Origin of the sequence: Bradyrhizobium sp. STM 3843 (assembly GCF_000239815.1) — a bacterium.
In the GTDB taxonomy this organism is placed as follows: Bacteria; Pseudomonadota; Alphaproteobacteria; order Rhizobiales; family Xanthobacteraceae; genus Bradyrhizobium.
Map to the genome: position 1 here is coordinate 24,126 of NZ_CAFK01000300.1, position 19,742 is coordinate 43,867.

15 protein-coding genes and 1 pseudogene are annotated in these 19,742 nt (G+C 62.1%); 9 read left to right on the plus strand and 7 right to left on the minus strand.

The genetic code is table 11. From position 1 onward, the window contains the following. The first annotated feature begins 7 nt into the window (after positions 1-7). The 5 genes from BRAS3843_RS41750 (at position 8) to BRAS3843_RS31880 (ending at position 8,003) form a co-directional block, all read left to right on the plus strand. Entirely contained in the window at positions 8-535 is a 528-nt protein-coding gene (locus tag BRAS3843_RS41750) for a hypothetical protein (RefSeq protein WP_008973325.1), read from the plus strand. A gap of 19 nt (positions 536-554) precedes the next feature. Next, complete coding sequence (locus BRAS3843_RS31865; RefSeq protein ID WP_035983495.1) at positions 555-1,727, plus strand: efflux RND transporter periplasmic adaptor subunit; 1,173 nt, start codon at positions 555-557, stop codon at positions 1,725-1,727. Further along, positions 1,724-4,867, plus strand: a complete 3,144-nt coding sequence (locus BRAS3843_RS31870) for an efflux RND transporter permease subunit (RefSeq protein ID WP_008973327.1) — start codon at positions 1,724-1,726, stop codon at positions 4,865-4,867. The genes BRAS3843_RS31865 and BRAS3843_RS31870 overlap by 4 nt, the downstream gene beginning before the upstream one ends. Then, on the plus strand, positions 4,854-5,270 hold the full coding sequence (locus BRAS3843_RS31875; protein WP_008973328.1) for a thioesterase family protein: 417 nt from the start codon (positions 4,854-4,856) through the stop codon (positions 5,268-5,270). The genes BRAS3843_RS31870 and BRAS3843_RS31875 overlap by 14 nt, the downstream gene beginning before the upstream one ends. A gap of 336 nt (positions 5,271-5,606) precedes the next feature. After that, a complete protein-coding gene (locus BRAS3843_RS31880) occupies positions 5,607-8,003 on the plus strand; it encodes an ATP-binding protein (protein ID WP_139025036.1) in 2,397 nt (798 codons plus the stop codon). Between the two features lie 68 nt (positions 8,004-8,071). On the opposite strand, the gene BRAS3843_RS31885 is transcribed toward BRAS3843_RS31880, so the two are convergent. Next, complete coding sequence (locus BRAS3843_RS31885) at positions 8,072-10,381, minus strand: FdhF/YdeP family oxidoreductase (protein ID WP_008973331.1); 2,310 nt, start codon at positions 10,379-10,381, stop codon at positions 8,072-8,074. Between the two features lie 257 nt (positions 10,382-10,638). On the opposite strand from BRAS3843_RS31885, the gene BRAS3843_RS31890 reads away from it, so the two are divergent. Then, positions 10,639-11,886, plus strand: coding sequence for an oxalate decarboxylase family bicupin (locus tag BRAS3843_RS31890; protein ID WP_008973332.1), 1,248 nt, complete (start codon positions 10,639-10,641; stop codon positions 11,884-11,886). A gap of 58 nt (positions 11,887-11,944) precedes the next feature. Beyond that, positions 11,945-12,496 carry a hypothetical protein gene (locus BRAS3843_RS31895; RefSeq protein WP_008973333.1) on the plus strand — a complete coding sequence of 184 codons (552 nt, stop codon included), beginning with the start codon at positions 11,945-11,947 and terminating at the stop codon, positions 12,494-12,496. Between the two features lie 140 nt (positions 12,497-12,636). Here BRAS3843_RS31895 and cydB read toward each other — a convergent pair whose 3' ends face one another. The 6 genes and pseudogenes from cydB to BRAS3843_RS41035 form a co-directional block, all read right to left on the minus strand. Further along, the gene (gene cydB, locus BRAS3843_RS31900) at positions 12,637-13,623 is read right to left on the minus strand and encodes a cytochrome d ubiquinol oxidase subunit II (protein ID WP_008973334.1); all 987 of its coding nucleotides are present in this window, start codon (positions 13,621-13,623) and stop codon (positions 12,637-12,639) included. Between the two features lie 3 nt (positions 13,624-13,626). After that, positions 13,627-15,039, minus strand: a complete 1,413-nt coding sequence (locus tag BRAS3843_RS31905; RefSeq protein WP_008973335.1) for a cytochrome ubiquinol oxidase subunit I — start codon at positions 15,037-15,039, stop codon at positions 13,627-13,629. Positions 15,040-15,157: 118 nt separating this feature from the next. Next, positions 15,158-15,832 (minus strand): YoaK family protein, encoded by a 675-nt coding sequence (locus BRAS3843_RS31910; RefSeq protein WP_008973336.1) that lies wholly within the window; start codon positions 15,830-15,832, stop codon positions 15,158-15,160. A gap of 18 nt (positions 15,833-15,850) precedes the next feature. After that, a pseudogene (gene fdhD / locus BRAS3843_RS31915) lies at positions 15,851-16,683 on the minus strand (formate dehydrogenase accessory sulfurtransferase FdhD). 6 nt (positions 16,684-16,689) lie between these two features. Beyond that, a complete protein-coding gene (locus BRAS3843_RS31920) occupies positions 16,690-17,289 on the minus strand; it encodes an HdeD family acid-resistance protein (RefSeq protein WP_008973339.1) in 600 nt (199 codons plus the stop codon). Between the two features lie 87 nt (positions 17,290-17,376). Next, positions 17,377-17,688, minus strand: coding sequence for a hypothetical protein (locus tag BRAS3843_RS41035; protein WP_139025037.1), 312 nt, complete (start codon positions 17,686-17,688; stop codon positions 17,377-17,379). Between BRAS3843_RS41035 and BRAS3843_RS31925 the strand changes: the two genes are divergently transcribed. Continuing rightward, positions 17,666-18,556, plus strand: a complete 891-nt coding sequence (locus BRAS3843_RS31925) for an SDR family oxidoreductase (protein WP_008973340.1) — start codon at positions 17,666-17,668, stop codon at positions 18,554-18,556. The two genes, BRAS3843_RS41035 and BRAS3843_RS31925, sit on opposite strands and share 23 nt — an antisense overlap. 111 nt (positions 18,557-18,667) lie before the next feature. After that, positions 18,668-19,540, plus strand: a complete 873-nt coding sequence (locus tag BRAS3843_RS31930) for an AraC family transcriptional regulator (protein ID WP_008973341.1) — start codon at positions 18,668-18,670, stop codon at positions 19,538-19,540. Positions 19,541-19,742: the final 202 nt, after the last annotated feature.

Genomic DNA, 19,742 nt, shown 5'->3' on the forward strand with positions numbered 1-19,742 from the left:
AAGGAAGATGTCGGAACATCTCTCATCAACGAGCCGAAGCACGCGACGAAATAGATGGCGCCAGCTCGGATTCATTATCCTCGGCGCAGCGCTGGTGGTCGGCCTTCGGTGGTCGGCCCCTGCACTCGCTCAAACGGCATCGTCGGGACTGCAGCCGTCGACCGGCATGGGCGTAACGTCGCCACTTGGCGCAGCGCGCCCCGCGGGCATTCCACTGGGCTCGACCGAGATCGCCACGCCCGGCCTGGCTCCGGTCAGTCCACCGCAGGGCACCGGCGTGTGTGCCGGGTCTGGCAATGCCGGATCGCCCGGCGCGCTGTTCGACGGCGGCGGCGTTTCCGGCGGTGCATCGCTCTCCTGCGCTGACAGCCGAATTCCTGCGTCTGCGCTGCCCTCGCCATCCTCGGCAGGACGCGTCGGCATTCCGTTGGGCGCCACCGAGCTTGGCGGCGTCGGCGTGAGCCCGACCCTGCCCGTGCCCGGACCAGCGATTTCAGGCACTGCGGGACCTTCCAACAACTTCGGCACTCCCTGAGATGACGAGGAACGGCACCGTGAAACGGAATCTCCTCATCACGCTGGTTGCTCTTGCGGCAGTCTCGACCGCGGCCGGCTTCTGGTTGTTTGCCAAAGACAAGCCATCAGCTGTCGCTGCAATGCCCGTCCCTGCCGCGATCCCGGTGGTCGCGTCCACCGTGACCAGCAAGGAGGTCCCGATCTACCTGCGCGGCATCGGCACCGTGATCGCCTATAACACGGACGTCGTGCACAGCCAGATCCAGGGGCAGATCGTCCAGATCGCCTTCACCGAGGGGCAGACCGTCAAGGCCGGTGACCTCCTGGCGCAGATCGATCCACGTCCCTATCAAGCCCAGATCGAACAGCTGACGGCCAATCGCGACCGCGACCAGGCTCAGCTCGTGAATGCCGAGGCCAATCTCTCCCGCTACAACCAGCTCGGCGACAAGGGCTACGCGACCCCGCAACTGATCGAGACGCAGACCGCGCAGGTGGCGCAGCTGCGGGCCGCCGTCAAGGCGGACCAGGCCCAGATCGACGAGGCCAATGTCCAGCTCAGCTACACGCGGCTGACGTCGGCCATTCCCGGCATCACCGGCGTCCGGCAGATCGACGTCGGTAACGTGATTCATCCGACCGATCCGAACGGGCTCGTCGTCGTCACGCAGATCGAGCCGATCTCGCTGCTCTTCACCCTTCCGCAGACCGATCTGCCGGCAATCCAGGATCAGATGGCGAAGGGCCCGATGAAGGTCATCGCCTACAGCCAGGACGACAAGATGAAGCTCGACGAAGGCAGGCTGCTGCTGGTCAACAACGAGATCGCGCAGACGACGGGCACCGTCCAGCTGAAGGCAGAATTTCCGAACCGCGATCACCGGCTATGGCCGGGACAGCTGGTGAATGCTCGCCTGCTGCTGGAAACACGGAAGGATGCCCTGACGGTTGCCGGGTCGGCCGTGCAGCAAGGTCAGAACGGCAGCTATGTCTACGTCGTAGCTCCCGACCAGACCGCCAGCCTCCGCTCGGTTCACGTGGCGCAGATCAGCGATGGCCAAGCGTTGATCGATCAGGGCCTGAAGCCGGGCGATGTCGTGGTCGTCGACGGCCAGTACCGCCTGAAGGACGGCAGCAGCGTCCGGCAGCTGCGCGGCAAGGCGGCGCGCGAGGCCGACCTGCAGAGCTCCGTCCAGGATGCCATTCCATGAATCTCTCAGCGCCCTTCATCCTGCGGCCGATTGCAACCGCCCTGCTGATGGCTGGGCTGCTCCTGTGCGGCCTCGCGACCTACCCGTTGTTGCCGGTCGGCGCGCTGCCGAATGTCAACTACCCGACCATCCAGATTTCGGCGCAGCTGCCCGGCGCCGATCCGCAGACGATCGCTTCCTCGGTTGCCACACCGCTCGAGCAGCAGCTGAGCCAGATTCCGGGCGTCACCCAGCTCACCTCGTCCAGCGCACTCGGCGTGGCCCAGTTGACCGTCCAGTTCGAGCTCTCGCGGACGGTCGACAGCGCTGCTGTCGACGTGCTGGCTGCGATCAACGCAGCCAGTCCTTTTCTGCCGCCCAACATCCCCTACCCGCCGACGATCCGGAAGGTGAACCCCGCCGAGACGCCGATCATGCTGATCGCGCTGTCCTCCGACTCGCTTCCGCTGACCACGGTCGATGCGTATGCGGAAAATATCCTGCTGCCCAAGATCTCGCAGATCCCGGGCGTGGGCCTCGTCGGTATCGGCGGCCAACAGAAGCCCGCGATCCGCGTCCGCGTCAACCCGCAGGCGCTCGCCGCGCGGGGCATCGGCCTTGAGGATGTGCGCAGCGTGATCGCTGGCGCCAATGTCGATCTGCCGAAGGGCACGCTCAACAGCCCACGCGTCACCTACACGCTGAACACCAACGATCAGCTCTTGAAACCCTCGGCCTATGACGACCTGATCATCGCCTATCGGAACGGCTCGCCGGTTCGGATCCGCGATATCGGTTCGGCGGTCGAAGCGCCCGAGAATGATCTTCTGGCCGGCTGGTACGGCAAGCAGCCTGCGATCATCCTCGCAGTCCAGCGCGTTCCCGGCGCCAATGTCATCCAGACTGTCGACCGCATCAGGAAGCTGCTGCCGCAATTGCAGGCCTCCGTTCCTCCGGCAATCAAGGTGACGATCGCAGCGGACCGCACCGCCACCATTCGCGCCGCCGTCTCCGACGTGCAATTCACGCTGCTGCTGACGGTCGCACTGGTGGTGATGGTGATATTCCTCTTCCTGCGAAATTTCTGGGCCACCATCATCCCGGCAGTCACAGTTCCGCTGTCGCTGATCGGCACCTTCGCAATCCTCTATGTACTGGGCTACAGCCTCGACAATCTGTCGCTGATGGCGCTCTCCATCGCGGTCGGCTTCGTGGTGGACGATGCCGTGGTCGTGATCGAGAATATTGTGCGCCACCTCGAGGAGGGCCTGACGCCGATGCAAGCGGCACTCAAAGGCTCCAGCGAGATCGGCTTCACCATCGTCTCGATCACCCTGTCGCTGATCGCGGTGTTCATCCCGCTGTTCCTGATGGGCGGCTATGTCGGAAAGCTGTTCCAGGAATTTGCCATCACCATCACCGCCTCGCTGGTACTGTCGCTCATCATTTCGCTCACCTTGACGCCGATGATGTGCGCGCGCCTGTTGAAGGATGACTCGCGGAAGACGCACGGCAGGCTCTATCTCCTGTTCGAGCACGGTTTCGATGGCCTGCTTGCGCTCTATGCGCGAGGCCTGCGCGTCGTGCTGCGCCACCGTTTCGCGACGCTGCTCGTGATGCTCTCCACCATTGTCCTGACTGGCTACCTTTATATGATCATTCCGAAGGGCTTTTTCCCGCAGCAGGACACTGGACAGATCGTCGGCATCACCGAGGCGTCGCAGGACATCTCCTTCCCCGCCATGTCCGAACGCCAGCAGGCGCTCGTCGGGGTTCTGCTCAAGGATCCAGACATCGCGTCGGTCGCGAGCTATATCGGTCCGGGCGGACCGACGGCGACGCTCAACCAAGGGCGTATCTTCATCGTCCTGAAGCCGAAGCCGGGACGGAAGGCCAGCGCCGATCAGATCATCAATCGGCTCAGGCCCGCGCTCGCTCACATCCAGGGCATCACGCTCTACATGCAGGCGGCCCAGGATATTACGATCGGCGCGCGCCTGTCGAAGACGCAGTATCAATATACGTTGACCGATGCAGATTCCGATGAGCTGACCCACTGGTCGGCCATCTTCCTGGACAGGCTGCGCGCACTCGACATCATTGCCGACGTCGCAAGCGATCAGGCCAATGCCGGCCCGAGATTGGATGTCACCGTCAATCGCGAAGTCGCCTCCAGCTTCGGCATCCTGCCCTCGACCATCGACAACACGCTCGACGATGCCTTCGGCCAGCGCATCGTCTCCACCATGTTCACCTCGCTGAACCAGTATCATGTCGTCATGGAAGTCGACCCGAGCTTCCAGTACGGCCCCGAGGCGCTCAAGGACATCTATCTGAACTCGGCCTCCGGCCAGCAGGTTCCGTTGAGCACACTGGTCAACGCCGACATCAAGCCGGCGCCGATCCTCATCAATCACCAGAGCATGTTTCCGTCCGTCACGATCTCATTCAACCTCAAGCCCGGCGCGGCGCTCGGCGACGCGGTGGCGGCGATTCAGAAGATCGAGAAGGAGACCGGCAAGCCCGCCTCGCTGTCGACCTCGTTCCAAGGCAATGCGCAGGCATTCCAATCCTCTCTGGCCGGCACGCCGCTGCTGATCGGCGCGGCACTGATCGTGATCTATATCATTCTCGGCGTTCTCTACGAGAGCCTCATCCACCCAATCACGATCCTATCGACACTGCCGTCCGCCGGCATCGGCGCATTACTGCTGTTGCTTGCCGTCCACATGGACCTCAGCGTCATCGCCATCATCGGCATCATTCTTCTGATCGGCATCGTGAAGAAGAACGGCATCATGCTGGTCGACTTCGCCCTCGAGGTGCAGCGCCAGCACGGCCTTGGCCCGGAGGAGGCAATCTACCAGGCCTGCACGCTCCGCTTCCGCCCGATCTTGATGACGACAATGGCCGCTCTGCTCGGAGGCGTGCCCCTGATGGTCGGCACCGGCACCGGTGCGGAGCTTCGTCAACCGCTCGGCTACACGATCGTCGGCGGACTGATGCTCTCGCAAATTCTGACGCTTTACACGACGCCCGTGGTCTACCTCTATCTCGACAGGCTCGGCGCGTGGATCGCCGGACGTAAGCCGCAGGCGAAAGAAACGGCTCCAACGTCTCCGGCCCAGACACCTGCGAGGTTAAGCCATGAATCCGCTTGATGGGATCGCGGTCGGCATGGCCGCCGAAAAACTCGTGACCATCACGCCTGACATGACGGTCGGTCATGTGGTACCCGGCATGCCGGCCGTCTACGGCATCCCGATGATGATACTGCATATGGAAATGGCCGCGGGAGCAGCGATCCAGCCGTCCCTGCCGGCGGGCTATGTCAGCGTTGGGATGATGGTCAGCATCCGTCATCTCGCGGCAACGCCGGTCGGCCGCCACGTGCGCGCGATTGCGCGCGTAATTCAGACCGACTCCAAGAGCGTCGTATTCGAGGTCGAGGCATGGGAGGGCCATCGTAAGATCGGCGACGGCACCCATCGGCGTGGCATTGTTGATCTCGCCGAGTTCGAGAGGCGGTTCGGCGTGAGAAACCTTACCGTAACCGTGGCCTGAGTCGCTTGATGGGAAGCCGCGACACCTGGAATCGCGCTGCATGCGCGAGGTCGTGCGTTTCGGAAAAAAATCCGAAAAAGCCAAAAGACTCGTTTTCGGCATTGCAGTAGACCGGCCGCATCATGCGCATTCATCCGAGCATCTGGTCTCGGCATTCGAATTCATGTTCGGCGAGCCCTTATCGAACCCGTTGCCCCATCCCACGCTCGCTTCCGGACCGCACTGGCCAACAGGGGCCCGTGACGCCGGACGAGTTTGTGGAATATATGCTTTGAGCAATGATCCGATCTTTCAATCGGACGATGCGCGTGCGGGTGGTCATCCACGGTGCGCTCGATGACGGCGGACCGCCGGATGTCGAACAGGAATAAGCACGCGACTGGTTCTCGCCGAACATGGTCCGAGCGGTCGTGGCTTCACCTGCGGCCGATCCGAACAAAGGGCTGGAAGGTCCGCGTTCTGCCTCACGCCGTCTATTCGATGTTCGGCAGTACGGCGCTGGCGCTGCTGTCGTCCATCTGTTTCCTGCTCAGCTTGAATTTTGCCACGACCGCTTTCGTGCTTTTGATCGTCATTGTGCTGCTCGCCCTGCGCGACGGCCTTGTTTCCTCCGTGACCTTCACTGCCGTCGCGACCGCTTGCCTCGTCTTCCTGTTCGTCGAACCGATCTACTCGTCTGCCGTGGATGAGTTCTGGGGCTTGGTCCCCTTGGCCGCCTTTCTGTCCACGTCGCTCGTGATCGTCAGCCTGATCAGGCGGCTCCACATGCTGGAACGTGCGCATGGCGAACAGGCCAATCTGCTCAATCTCACGACGAACGCCATCTTCCTCCGTAATACAGATCATGTCATCGTCTACTGGAACCGAGGCGCCGAGGAACTCTATGGGTGGACGCGGGAGGAAGCCGTCGGGACAGTCGTCGACGAGCTTCTGCAGACCGTATTTCCTGTTCCTCGTCCGGAGATCGACAGCAGGCTGCTGCAGACAGGCCGGTGGCAAGGCGAGCTGATTCACACGACCAGATGCGGCAAGAAGGTCATCGTCGCCAGCCGTTGGTCAACGCATTACAACGACCTCGGACTGACCATCGGCACACTCGAGAGCAATACCGATGTCACGGAGTGCAGGCGTGCCGAAGATGCACTGCGGCGAATCCAGGCAGCCTATCTCACCGAAGCACAGAGGCTCAGCCACACCGGAAGCTTCGGCTGGAATGTCTCCAGCGGCGAACTCTTCTGGTCCGACGAGACGTTCCGGATTTTCGATGTCGAGCGGACAATGTTCCCATCGCTAAATCTCGTCCTCGAGCGCACACATCCCGATGATGTCACCGCGGTACGCCAGGCCATCGGTCGCGCAGCCCGCGAGCGGCATGATTTTTCCCACGAACACCGCCTGCTTCTGAAGAACGGCGAGATCAGGCACATACGCGTGGTCGCACGCGGAACGTCGGATGACAAAGGGCAATTCCAGTTCATCGGCGCGGTCATGGACGTTACCGCCCAGAAGAAGGCTCATAGCGAGCTGGAGCGCAGCGAGCAGCGCTACCGCCACCTGTTCAGCCGCATGCCGATCGCTCTTCGGCAACTTGATGCAAGCAAGCTGGCAGGGCTGTTCAAACGATTGCGCGCGGAGGGCGTCACCGATCTCGGCAGCTATTTCGACAGCCATCCCGAGTTCTTGTACACCTGCATGGAGGCGCTCTCCTATCAAGAGTCCAATCAGCGGTTCATTCAGATGTTCGGAGGACCTGGCGCCTATGTTGTACGCCCCGTCACCCATTCCTGGAAGGAACGCCCCGATACGTTCCGGCGCGCTATGGAGTCCCGCTTCCGTGGCGAGGCGAATTTTGAGGAAGAGACCAGAATGGTCACCTGGGACGGCCGCGTGATCGACGTTCTCTTCATCACGGCGCGCGTCGGGCCGATCAACGATTCCGAAGTGAGCCTCGTCGGTACGATCGACATCTCACAACGGCTTCGTGTCCAGGAAAGGCTTCGGCAGGTCCAAGCAGAGTTCGCGCATGCTGCGCGAGTCTCGATGCTCGGCGAGCTTACCGCCTCCATCGCCCACGAGGTCAATCAGCCACTGGCTGCCATCGCGACCAATGGCGCGGCCGGCCTGCGGTGGCTTGCCAGGCCCAATCCTAACCTGGCCGAGGTGCACGAGGGAATTGAAAACATGATTGCCAATGCCCGACGAGCCGCGAACATCGTGGCACGCATTCACGCGATGGCATCGCGTAAGGCGCCGGAGCGAACCTTTCTGTTGCTTGACGACGTCATCCGCGAATCGCTTCTCTTCGTTCGACAGGAGATGGAATCCCGCAGCGTAACGATCCTGCACCGCCCTGACCCGACCGCACCGCAGGTGCTCGGTGACCGCACCCAGCTCCAGCAGGTCATTGTGAATCTGGCGATCAACGCCATGCAGGCGATGATGCAGGCAGGCAGCGAGTGTCGGAAGATCGTCATCAGCACAGTCAGGCACGATTCAAGCGCGATATGCTGCTCTGTGGAGGACAGCGGTCCGGGCCTCGGCGCCGAGCATATCGACCGGCTGTTCGAGAGCTTTTTCACGACCAAGGACAGCGGCATGGGAATGGGGCTGCCGATCTGCCGGTCCATCGTCGAAGCGCATGGCGGCGAGATCGGCGCGGACGCTCATGGCGCCGAGGGTGGCGCCCGGTTCTGGTTTGCGCTGCCGGTCCCCGCGTCAACGGTGTGCGAATAACCGCAGCGCGGCTGCGGGTCGCAATGCGCCGAGGCTGCATCGGGGCAGCGGCCGGTCGCGTTGCACGTCTATTGCCCGAACTCGCCGTCTGTGTTGATCGAAGTCGAGCGTACCAGGCGGATCGGAATGCCCTTGTAGGATGGCGTGAAGCTCATGGGATCGCGAGCATAGAGCGGCACCAGCGGATTGGTCTCCGGATAATAGGCTGCGCAGCAGCCGGCCGGGAACGAATAGGCGACCACGCGGAAGTTGCGCACGATCCGCACGCTGCCATCCGTCGATTCCGTGATCAGGTCGACGCGGTCTCCGTCGATGAGGCCCCGCTTCTTCAACTCGTATTCATTGAGGAACACAACGTCTCGCTGACCATAAACGCCGCGATAGCGGTCGGACATCGAATAAAGCGTGGTGTTATACTGGTCATGGCTGCGTATAGAGGTGAGCCAAAGGCTATCGGGCTCGCTCTGCGGCGGATCTTCACCGCAGCCTTCGAACACCAGGAAGTTGGCCTTGCCGGACGGCGTCGCCCATATGCGCTCACGCGCAGTCGAGGTCAGATGGAAGCCGCCCGGCACACGGATCCGCGCGTTGTAGCCCTGGAAGATCGGAAAGACGGTCTCGATCGCATCGCGGATACGATCATAATCGGCCACGAAATCGTCCCAATCGACCACCGTGCGCTGGCCGAGCGTTGCTTTCGCGACGCCGGCGATGATCGCCACTTCGCTCAGAAGGTGTTCCGAGGCCGGTTTGTTGCGCCCGCCCGAGGCATGAACCATGGACATCGAGTCCTCCACCGTGATCGACTGCGGCCCTGCCGCCTGGATGTCGATTTCGGTGCGACCGAGGCAGGGCAGGATCAGCGCAGCGTGGCCGTGGATCAGATGGCTCCGGTTGAGCTTGGTGGAGACGTGGACAGTGAGATCGAGCTTCCGCAGTGCAGCCCGCGTTGCCTGCCAATCCGGGATAGCCGCCGCAAAATTGCCGCCCATCGCGAAGAAGACCTTCACCTCGCCGCTGATCATCGCCTCCAATGCGGTGACGACATTGTGTCCCGGCGCCGTCGGCGGCTTGAAACCGAACCGTCGCTCCAAACGGTCGAGAAACTCAGCGCTGGGCGCCTCCGTGATGCCGACGGTGCGATCTCCCTGCACATTGGAATGGCCGCGAACCGGACAGACGCCCGCACCTTCCCGTCCCACATTGCCCCGTAACAAAGCGAGATTGGCGATTTGCTGCACGTTGTGCGCACCATGCCGGTGCTGGGTGATACCCATGCCAAAAACGAGAATGGCGCGCTGCGCCTTCCCATAGGCGTCGGCTGCATATTCCAGGTCTTCACGCGTCAAGCCGGACTGACGTTCGATATCGGGCCATTGCGTGCGCTTGAGGTCGTCGACCAGCGCTTCGATCCCGATCGTGTGCCCGTGGATGAAATCCCAGTCCAGGATCTCTGGTTGCTCGGCGGCGCGCGCGGCCTCGTCCGCTTCGACCAGGATCTTCATGATCCCCTTGAGTGCAGCGACGTCACCGCCGACCCTGACCTGGAACAGCTTCGAGCTGATCGCGGTCGACGTCAGCGTGATCATCTCGACGGGGCTCTGTGGCGCCTGGAAGCGTTCCAGCGCGCGCTCGCGGAACGGATTGAACGAGATGATCGACGCGCCGCGGCGGGCCGCATTGCGCAGGCTCGTCATCATCCGCGGGCTGTTAGTTCCCGGATTCTGGCCGAAGATGAAGATGCAGTCGGTCTTGTCGAAGTCCTCCAGCAGCACGGTGCCTTTGCCGACGCCGAGCGAATGCGGCAGGCCGACGCTGGTCGCCTCGTGGCACATGTTGGAGCAGTCAGGAAAATTGTTGGTGCCGTATTCGCGCACGAACAGCTGGTAGAGAAAGGCGGCTTCGTTCGAGGTCCGCCCGGACGTATAGAAATCTGCCATATTCGGGTCGGGCAACTCCCGCAGGTGCCGGCCGATCATGTCGAAGGCATCGCTCCACTCTACCGGAAGATAGCGATCGGATGTCGCGTCATAGGCCATCGGATGCGTGAGCCGTCCAACCATTTCGAGATCATAGTCACTCCACGTCGCAAGCTCTGTGACGGTATGCCCGGCGAAGAACTCCGGCGTGCAGCGCTTGGCGGTCGCTTCCCAGGCGATCGCCTTGCCGCCATTTTCACAGAACTCGAATGACGACGTATGCTTCGGATCGGGCCAGGCACAACCGGGGCAATCAAAGCCTTGCGGCTGGTTCATGCGGCTCAGCGTTGCCGCGCCCTTCACCGGCACCCGCTGCACCAACAGGGCCTCGCTGAGCGCCTTGAGCGCTCCCCATCCGCCGGCGGGCTCACGATAGGGATGAACCGATTTCCTGGTCATCTGAGATATCTCGATGTGACAATTCACGCGCCAGTTAAGGTCCGCTGCGGTGGGTCGTCTTTTCAAATCGGAGTTCGGATTTCTCAATCGCACAACTCCACGCGAGAGCGGCCGGCCTCATAGGCGGGAGCTGATAGTGCGTTCGAGAAAAAGTGTCGCCGTTCGCGGAAGCTGAGTGGGCAAGCCGAAATTAGCTTGGAGCCCCCGGGCCTTCTGGTGACTGAGAGGCTCCCGACGGCTTCATAGGAGCGACCAACATGTTTTCACGACGCGATTTGCTGGCTGTATCGGCGGCGGGCGCCGCCATCGTCGGCTCCAGCGCACAAGCAGCAACCTTCGGCAATCCTGACGAGCCGCCGCAAGGCGCCGTGAACGCCAAGAGCGTTGGGAGCCTGACCGATCCCGGCCCGCAAGATCCAGCTCTCGGCAGGCAGTTTCCGTCCGCGCAAACGCCGCCGGCGACTGACGTCGGCGGTCTGCAGATGGACTGGGCGTCGTTCAACAACGCCCCGAGGCGCATCCAGAACGGCGGCTGGGCCCGCCAGGTCACGGTCGACGATTTCGCGATCTCGAAGGAAATCTCGGGTGTGAATATGCGGCTGTCGGCCGGCGGCATCCGCGAACTGCATTGGCATCAGGCGGCCGAATGGGCAATCATGACCTACGGCAATTGCCGCATCGCGGTGCTCGATGCGCAGGGCCGTCCCTATGTCGCGGACGTCAAGTCCGGCGACCTCTGGTACTTTCCGTCGGGCGCGCCGCATTCCCTGCAAGGGCTCGGGCCCGACGGCTGCGAATTCGTGATCTGCTTCGACGACGGCCACGCCAACGAATTCAATACGCTGCTGGTGACGGACTGGTTCGCCCATACGCCTCCCGAGGTGCTGGCCAGGAATTTCGGGGTCCCGGTCGAAGCCTTCGCGAATATTCCGTTGCACAATCTCTGGATCTTCCAGGGCACGGTGCCGGGTGACCTCACCGCAGCTCGTGCCGCCATCGCCAGGCATGCCGAGGCGCCGCCCTACCCGTTCGTCTATCCGCTCGGCAGCTCGGCTCCCCTGAAGCAAAATTCCAGCGGCAGCATTCGGATCGCCGACAGCACCAATTTCAAGGTCGCGACGACCGTCGCATCGGCGCTGGTGTCGATGCCTCCGGGCGCGATCAGGGAGATGCACTGGCATCCGAACGCGGACGAGTGGCAGTACTACATCAAAGGCAAGGCGCGAATGACGGTGTTCGATACCGGCCCCAATGCGCGCACAACCGATTTTTCCGCCGGCGACATCGGCTATGTCCCGCGCAATCTTGGACATTACGTCGAGAATGTCGGCGACACCGAGCTGCAATTCATCGGCGTCTTTCGCGCACCACGCTACGAGGAAATCTCACTTTCGAACTGGCTCGCCCACACACCGCCGAAACTGGTCGCCCAGCATCTCAACATCGATGAGAAGCTGATCGCCCAGTGGCCGGACAATAGTCCGGGCACCATGCCAAAGTCTTGAATCAGGAAGCGGCGCCGGATTAGGCGCCGATCAACATGACATGCGAAGGAGATTGAATATGCAAAAGGGCTTTTTCGTTCTCGCCTTTAAGCTTGCCGTTCTCTCGGCGTCTTCAGCTGTCGCCGCGCCGGGACCTTACAAAGAGCCGCTCGACATGCAGACACTGAACAGCATCAAATCGCATTTCGACGAGGTCATGGAGCTCGCCAACCGGCACGACATCAAAGCGCTGCACGAGATGTTCTGGCAGTCTCCGTCAACGCTACTGGTCGCCAAGAGCGCCGATCCATCCGAGGGCAATTGGGCTGGCTTTTGGGGCAACAATGCCATCGACCAGAAGCTGCATGATATCGCCGCGTCAGGGCCGGTCGTGCTCACACCTAACCGCTCCAAGCTGAAGGTCGTCGGTTTGACTCCTGATGTTGCGGAATCGTACGCGCCCGTCACCATAACGGTGTCGTATGCCGGACAAGATGGCAAGCCAGAGCCTTTTCTGATGATGTTCACTTGGATCAAGGTCTCAAACGAGTGGAAGATAGCATCCGAAATCATTCTGCCGGTGCCGCCAGTTACGGCAGCGAAAAGTCTGCCGGCGAAAGAACCTCAATAAGTTTTTGATAAGGGCGCGTGCCTCTGCGAAACGATCACAAATCGTGCAAGCACGATTTCGCTCGTTCGATTGCCGCAGTCTGTCACGCACATCAGGCAGGTGGGATCAAACGTCGCCGCCGCCTTTGTGGAACTCCGCTCTCAGTAGTGGCCTGGAGCGGAGTCGAACTTGCCCCTGAAGACATGGAAGCCGGTAACGACATAGACGAGCATCAGCGGGAAGATGAAGAGGCCCTCTCCCCAGAACATGAAGGCCAGACTCGCATGCGGCGCAGCCGCCTCGTCGATCGTGATGGCAAACGGCACCATAGAGGGCCAGAACGAAACCGCCAGCGTTCCAAACGCCATCACGAAGATCAGGGAGACCATGTGGAATGGCCAATAGTCGTCGTGACGCAGGATGCTGGATGCGAGCACGCACGCTGCCCCGACGCCGATCGCCGGAAAGACGAACAGATAGGGCCGCTCGATCCATCGATGTAGAATTGGAAGATGCTGCAGCAACGCGTGACTGAAAACGAGGATCAGAAACGCCAGCACTCCGGTCGCAAGCACGGGCACCTGCGCACGGGCGACATCGCGAACGATCCCACCGCGCTTTCTAACGAGCCAGCAAGCTCCAAGCAGCGCATAGCCCAGGCAAAGGCCGACACCGCACAGCACGGAAAACGTGCTGAACCAGCCGAACGTGCCTCCCGTATATTGGCCGTTTGCAATGGGCAGTCCCTGCACGAGAGCCCCGACCATCGCTCCCTGCATGAAGCTTGCGACCAGAGAACCGCCGCCGAAACTCAAGTCCCAAATCCAGCGCGATCGCTGCGATTTGTTGCGGAATTCAAATGCAACCCCGCGCAGGATCAATCCCAGCAGCATAAAGATCACCGGGAGGTAGAACGCGGAGAGTACCGTTGCATAAACGACCGGAAACGCGCCCCACAGGATCACGCCGGTCACCACGAGCCAGGTCTCGTTGCCGTCCCAGAACGGCGCGATTGCACCCAGCATGGCGCGCCGCCGCGGCTCACTGTTCGGCAGCAGGAACAGGATCCCGACGCCCAGATCGAAGCCGTCGAGCAGGAGATAGACGAGGATGCTGATCGCCAGCAAGGCGACCCAGAACGTGACCATGTCTTATTCTCCTGCTTGCGGGTAGCCGTGGGGCGAGAGGGGCTCGGGATCGGCGACCGACATCGGCCGGTTGGGCATGGCCCCGGATGCGACTTCGGCCAGGGTGCCGCCGGGACCTGCTCGCAAAAGCCTGTAGATGAAAGCGATGCCGAATGAGAAGATGAAGGCGTAGACAGCGCCGAATAGCACGAGCGTGGTCAGCGCCGCATCCGCGGTCAGGAATGGCGTCATGGCTCTTGCCGTGCGCAGCATGCCGTAGACGACCCAGGGCTGCCGACCGACCTCGGCCGTGTACCAGCCCGCCAGCGTCGCGACGAAGGGCAGCGGGAAGCTCAGGAAGGTTGACCCTAGGAGCCAGCGGCTGCGTTCGATTTGATGATGCATGATCCGCCAGGACCCGAGCCACGCCAGCACCAGCATGATCAAGCCGCAGCCGACCATGAGGCGGAAGGTCAGGAACGGAATGAGGACCGGCGGCCGGTCCTCAGCCGGGAAGGACGTCAACCCGACCTCCCTGGAGGTGGTGGTCATGCTCGCGATGATGCTGCCGAGCACCGGGATCTTGATCTCGTAGCGGTTCGACTCGGTTGTCGCGTCGGGAATTGCGACGATCACCTCACCAGCAGGCTGCTCGTCGTGCCAGCGCGCCTCGATCGCCGCAAACTTGGCGGGCTGATGCTGATGCACGTAGTCCCCGACCAGATGTCCGAACACGAGTTGTGCCGGGACCAGGACGGCTGCGAGGAACAGTCCCATGCGAAGCATGATCTGTGCTTCGGCCTGGTAGGTCTTGCGCAGCATGTACCACGCCCCGGTCGCGGCCACGCAGAACGCGCCGGACAGATACGCCGCAAGCAGCATGTGGACGAAGCGGACCATTGCCACCGGGTTGAAGATGATCTTCAGCCAGTCGTCCGGAACGAACATGCCATTTTGCTGCACATAGCCGGCGGGAACCTGCATCCAGCTGTTGTTGATCATGATCCAGAAGGCGGAGAGCGTGGTGCCCAGCGCGACCATCGCCGCGGAGAAAAGATAGAAACAGGGATGCACCCGGGGCCTGCCGAAAACCAGGATGCCGAAGAAGCTCGCCTCCAGCATGAAGGCCGTGAACGTCTCATAGGACAGGAGCGGCCCCTGGATCGGGCCCGACATCTTCGACAATTCGCTCCAGTTCGTTCCGAACTGAAAGCCCATCACGACGCCCGAGACGACGCCGAGGCCGAACGCGATTCCGAATATCTTGAGCCAGAATTCGAACAGCACCTGATACACCTGCCGGCCCGTGCTCAGATGCAACGCCTCGAGCAAGGTGAGCCAGGCGGCAAGGCCGATGGTGAACGCCGGAAAGATGATGTGAAAGGAGATGGTGAAAGCGAATTGCAGCCGCGAAAGAAGCAGAGCCGTGGCGTCCATGAGACTCTTACCTCGCCTCGAATTTTACAGAGCTCTGATCGACGCTAACGGCGTCGGACCGTTGAGGCTTCCGCAAACGCCCGCGCCGTTGCGGATACGCATGCTTTCGCGGAGGAGCTCAGCTTGGACGGCGATGGTGAGATGGCCGGCAGCAGAGCCAGAGCGCGCATATCGATGATGCGATCGGAAGGGCAAGACTGCCGGCATGCAGCCGCGTCGTCACCCAGCCGCCGGCCGCGGCGCCCAACAGAAACATCATGCAGAGCGTGAGCATGACTTTGCCGCCATGCACGGCGTCGCGATCCGATGTTGCCACGAACTGCTCGACGGCGCTCAGCATGTTGCCGGTCATGGTGACCGAGAGATATTTCCGCCGCTCGACCTGCCTGAAGCTGGCCGATTGGAGGGCGCCGGCGAATGATAATCCGATGATCGCAACCGGCTCGGGGACGCGATGCAGTAACAGCATCACGACCGCCAGGCAAATCGCCTCTCCTGCAAGACAGAGCGGCGGCGCCCGGATCCGAACAGCCACCGCTGCGCCTGCGAGAAAGGCGAGAATCGGAAGGACGTGGCGAGCAGCCTGTTGCCATTGCCCCGACACGGCATAGATGCCGAGGAAGACGACATTGCCGGTCTGGGAGCTTGCAAAGACGCCGCCCAACGCGAGCCAGGCAAAGGCGTCAAGAGAGCCGCCCGACAGGCTCAGGAGGGATGCGACGAGAAGCGACTGCTCAGGAGCCGGATCGCTGCGCTCGACCCGCGGCTCTGGCCTCAGGGCTTGCATGACCATTTGCACGCGCTCACACCGTCAGCGATCCACGCGCGGCGCGACATTGTCGGGCAGGAGAATCCGATGCGGATGGGTGAAGACGCCATATCCGTCATCGCGGGCAACCGCCAGCAGGGTCATTCCCGCGGCATCCGCGGTTCGGATGGCAAGCGCCGTCGGCGCGGAAACGGCGATCATCACCGGCACGCCGATCATCGCCGCTTTCTGCACCATCTCAACCGAAACACGGCTCGTCAGGAGTACAGCCCCGTCGCGAGCCGATCTGCCGTCGCGAACGATCGCACCCACGAGCTTGTCGAGCGCATTGTGCCGTCCGACATCTTCCCTGATCAGGTCGATGCCGGTCGTAGGATCCCAGAAAGCCGCAGCGTGCACCGAATGCGTCTGCTGATTCAGCCTCTGAAGCGGAGCGAGCGCATGTATGGCCGTCAGCAGCTCTCGCGCATGAAAAGCGGTTTCCCCGTGCGCCACCCGCGGGGGCGGCAGGCGCGCCTGTTCGAGGCTCTCGATGCCGCACAGCCCGCACCCGACCGGACCGCTCATGGCCCGCCGCCGCGCAGCCAGCGCCCCTGCGCGGTCGCCGTCGAGCCACATTCGCACCTCGATGCCGACTCGCCTGGGATGACCTCGATGCTCCCGATCTCACCTGCCCGCGCCACGATGCCTTCAGTGAGCGTAAAGCCGATCCCGAAGTCCTCAAGGTCGGCCGGAGTCGCCATCATCACGGCATGGGTCGATCCGTTGTAGCTGAGCGCAATGGCGATCTCCTCGGCGATCAGCCGCGACGTCGGCGTGGCGTGACCGCGGCGCCACGCAATCTCCTGGTAGCGCGCGAATGTCGAGCCCGTCATCGTGGCTTACACCGACGCCGGCTGGCCGGAATGCCGCGAGGCACGCGTCCTGAGCGCCAGCCCGAACGCAATCAGTCCCCATCCCTGGAAGATCAGATCGACGACCAGCATCGCGCCAAGCAACGACAGGCCGATGGCCGGCCATGCCGCAAGCAGCGTGATGCCGACGGAGAGCGTCAGAACGCCAGCAGCCACGATCCAGCCCCAGCCCGCGGCCGGTCTCATATGGAAACCCACCGAGATCCGGATCACGCCGGCGGTAACAAGGAAGGCGCAGACAACGAGCGACAAGGTGTACGAGGCCAGGATCGGATCATAGACTATGATCGCACCGGCAGCCGCATAGACGATACCAGCGAACAGCCAGAACAGAAAGCCGCGCAGGCTGCGCACTGAAACGGCATGCATGATCTGGAAAATCCCGGCAACCGCCATGCTGGCTCCGATCACCAGCACCGAAGCAAGACTAGCCGCCATCAGGTTGGCGGACGCAATGCCGCCCAGGATCAACTCGCCGACGCCCAGCGCAACGAACCAACCCCATTTTCCAGCGATCGCGTGGATCGCCCTACCGAGCGATGCCCTCATATTCAACATGTCCGCCATGGCTTAACCCTTGTTCGCACGACCGGCTCTGTTCCGATCGCGAATGGAGAGAAGCCTACGAAACCTGTCCCTGCCCAATCTTTCGCATCAACGGTCGATATTGCCCATCTGCACGATGCGGCCCCTCCCGCGAGAAGGTTCTACAAATTGCCGTCCGCGGTCTCCCGGATGCTGTCCTGTGATGGAAGCCCGGCGTTTTCGAAACATTTCGTGCTTTTTCGAAATCGCTCGCCGTGATCGAAAGACCAGTCCGGTGCCGGCCGCGTATTGCTCAGACTCTTCGCGCAAAACGGTGAAGCGGATTGCCGGACTGCGGAGTTTTACCGCGTTTGAGCCGCGATTGGCGCGGAGAAATGGAAATGCGATTGGGGCGCGAATGGGCAAGGTGATCATTGTCACTGGGGCCTCGAACGGCTTCGGAACAAAGACATGCAAAGTACTGGCTCAGGCGGGACACACGGTCTACGTTTCGGCGCGAGAAGCGAGAAGCAGCGGGCAGAAGGCTGAGGATATCAAGACAGATTCCGACGGACATGGCGCCGATCTGCGCACGATCGAGCTTGATACGTCCTCGGATGCCTCGGTGAATTCGGCCGTTGAAACCATTATCGCCGATAATAACAGGCTCGACGTCATCGTGCACAATGCTGGGCAGGTCGTCTATGGCCCGGCAGAGGCCTTTACGCCGGAGCAGCTCGCCGAACTCTACAATAGGAACGTGCTGGGCACGCAGCGCCTCAATCGCGCGGCGTTGCCGCAACTGCGCAAGCAGGGCCAGGGTCTGCTGGTCTGGGTCACCTCCAGCTGCGCGCGAGGTGGCTCGGTTCCTTTCCTGGGGGCCTATGCGGCGTCGAAAGCCGCGCTGGACGCGCTGGCCTTGAGCTATGCCGGCGAGCTCGCGCGCTGGGGCATCGAGACCACGATTGTTGTTCCGAGCGCGCTCGGGCCTGGCCATTATGTAGGCTCCGGCAGGCCGTTCGACACCATTCGGGCGGAAGACTACGCGGATGGTCCAACCGCCGATATGAGCGAAACCGCGCTTTCGGCGCTCGCCGAGCTGTCCCCGCGGGATCCGGCCCCGAACGAGGTCGCAACCGCAATCGCTGACGTCGTGAACATGCCGTTCGGACAGCGACCGCTGCGGGTGTATTGCGGTCCGGACCATGACGGGGCTGCTGCCGTCGATGCCGCGGCCGACCGCGCCCGCGCGGAACTGCTCCGTCGGATCGGACTGGCGGATATTCTCAAACCGGCCATGATCAGATAGATTGGTGCCGTCTCAAACATCTGGCGTGGGGCTTGAATGAGCGACGCAGCTGGAACAGCAAGATCGCGTGGAACTCGTGCGTATGGCGCGGACTTCGCCGGCTGCTTCGGAATGCCCGAGCCGCCGACACATGTCCATCGAACGCTGCGGCGCGGGCATCTTGCGGTCACCGAGCTGAAGTTCGACACGCCGATCGAGCAGAGCACATCGCTGGGATATGATGACGCGTTCCTCGTATCGGTGTTTCTCAAAAACATCGTAGATCACGAATGCTGGTACAACGGACGCGCTCTTCCCGTCGGGACCTGGAACGCCGGCAACACCTACATTTTCGATCTGAGGCAGGATCCGAGGGCGCTCGTGCGCGGCCCTTCACACGTGGTTCATTTCTATCTGCCCCTTGGCGCCCTCAATGCATTCGCCGAGCAGCACGACGGCGGCGCAGTTTCGGACCTGATCCACAAGCCCGGCGTCGGCAGCGACGATGTCGTGATGAGGCATCTTGCGCGAGCTGCGCTCGAAGCATTCCGGGACCCGCACGCGATGACCGGACTGGTGCTCGATGAGCTCCTGAATGCGGCGTGCGCGCACGCGCTGGGACGTTACGGAACGGCTCGTTCTCCCGGCACGCATGCTGCCGGCCTTGCGCAATGGCAGGAGCATCGCGCGAAGGAAATGATGATCGAGCGCACGGATGTGTCGCTCGCCGAGCTGGCGCAGGAGTGCGGCCTGTCCGTTACTCATTTCGCGCGCGCGTTTCGTCGTACGACCGGCGTGTCGGCGCACCAATGGCTGCTTGGCCAGCGTGTGAGCAAGGCGAAGACGCTGCTCGAACGATCGAATCTCACTTTGGCGGACGTCGCCGCGCTTTGTGGCTTCTCGAGCCAGAGCCATCTCACTGCTGCGTTCAAGCAATACGCCGGCCTGAGCCCCGGACGCTGGCGTCGTACATTTGCGTCCTCGTCCGATGACGCCGAGAGCTGATGCCGCGAATTTGAATAGCCACGGCTGGTCGTTTTCTGCAATTCGCAGCTCTTTTCTGAAAATCGGCACAACATATGTGAGCCGCGTCCCTTGCGCGGCTAAGGCGACGCATGTGTCATGCGCAGGCAATTCTTTACCGCGATGCTGTCGGATGTTACGCTCCGTGTAGTCGCTGTTTGTCGCATGCGTCACAAGTCATCCC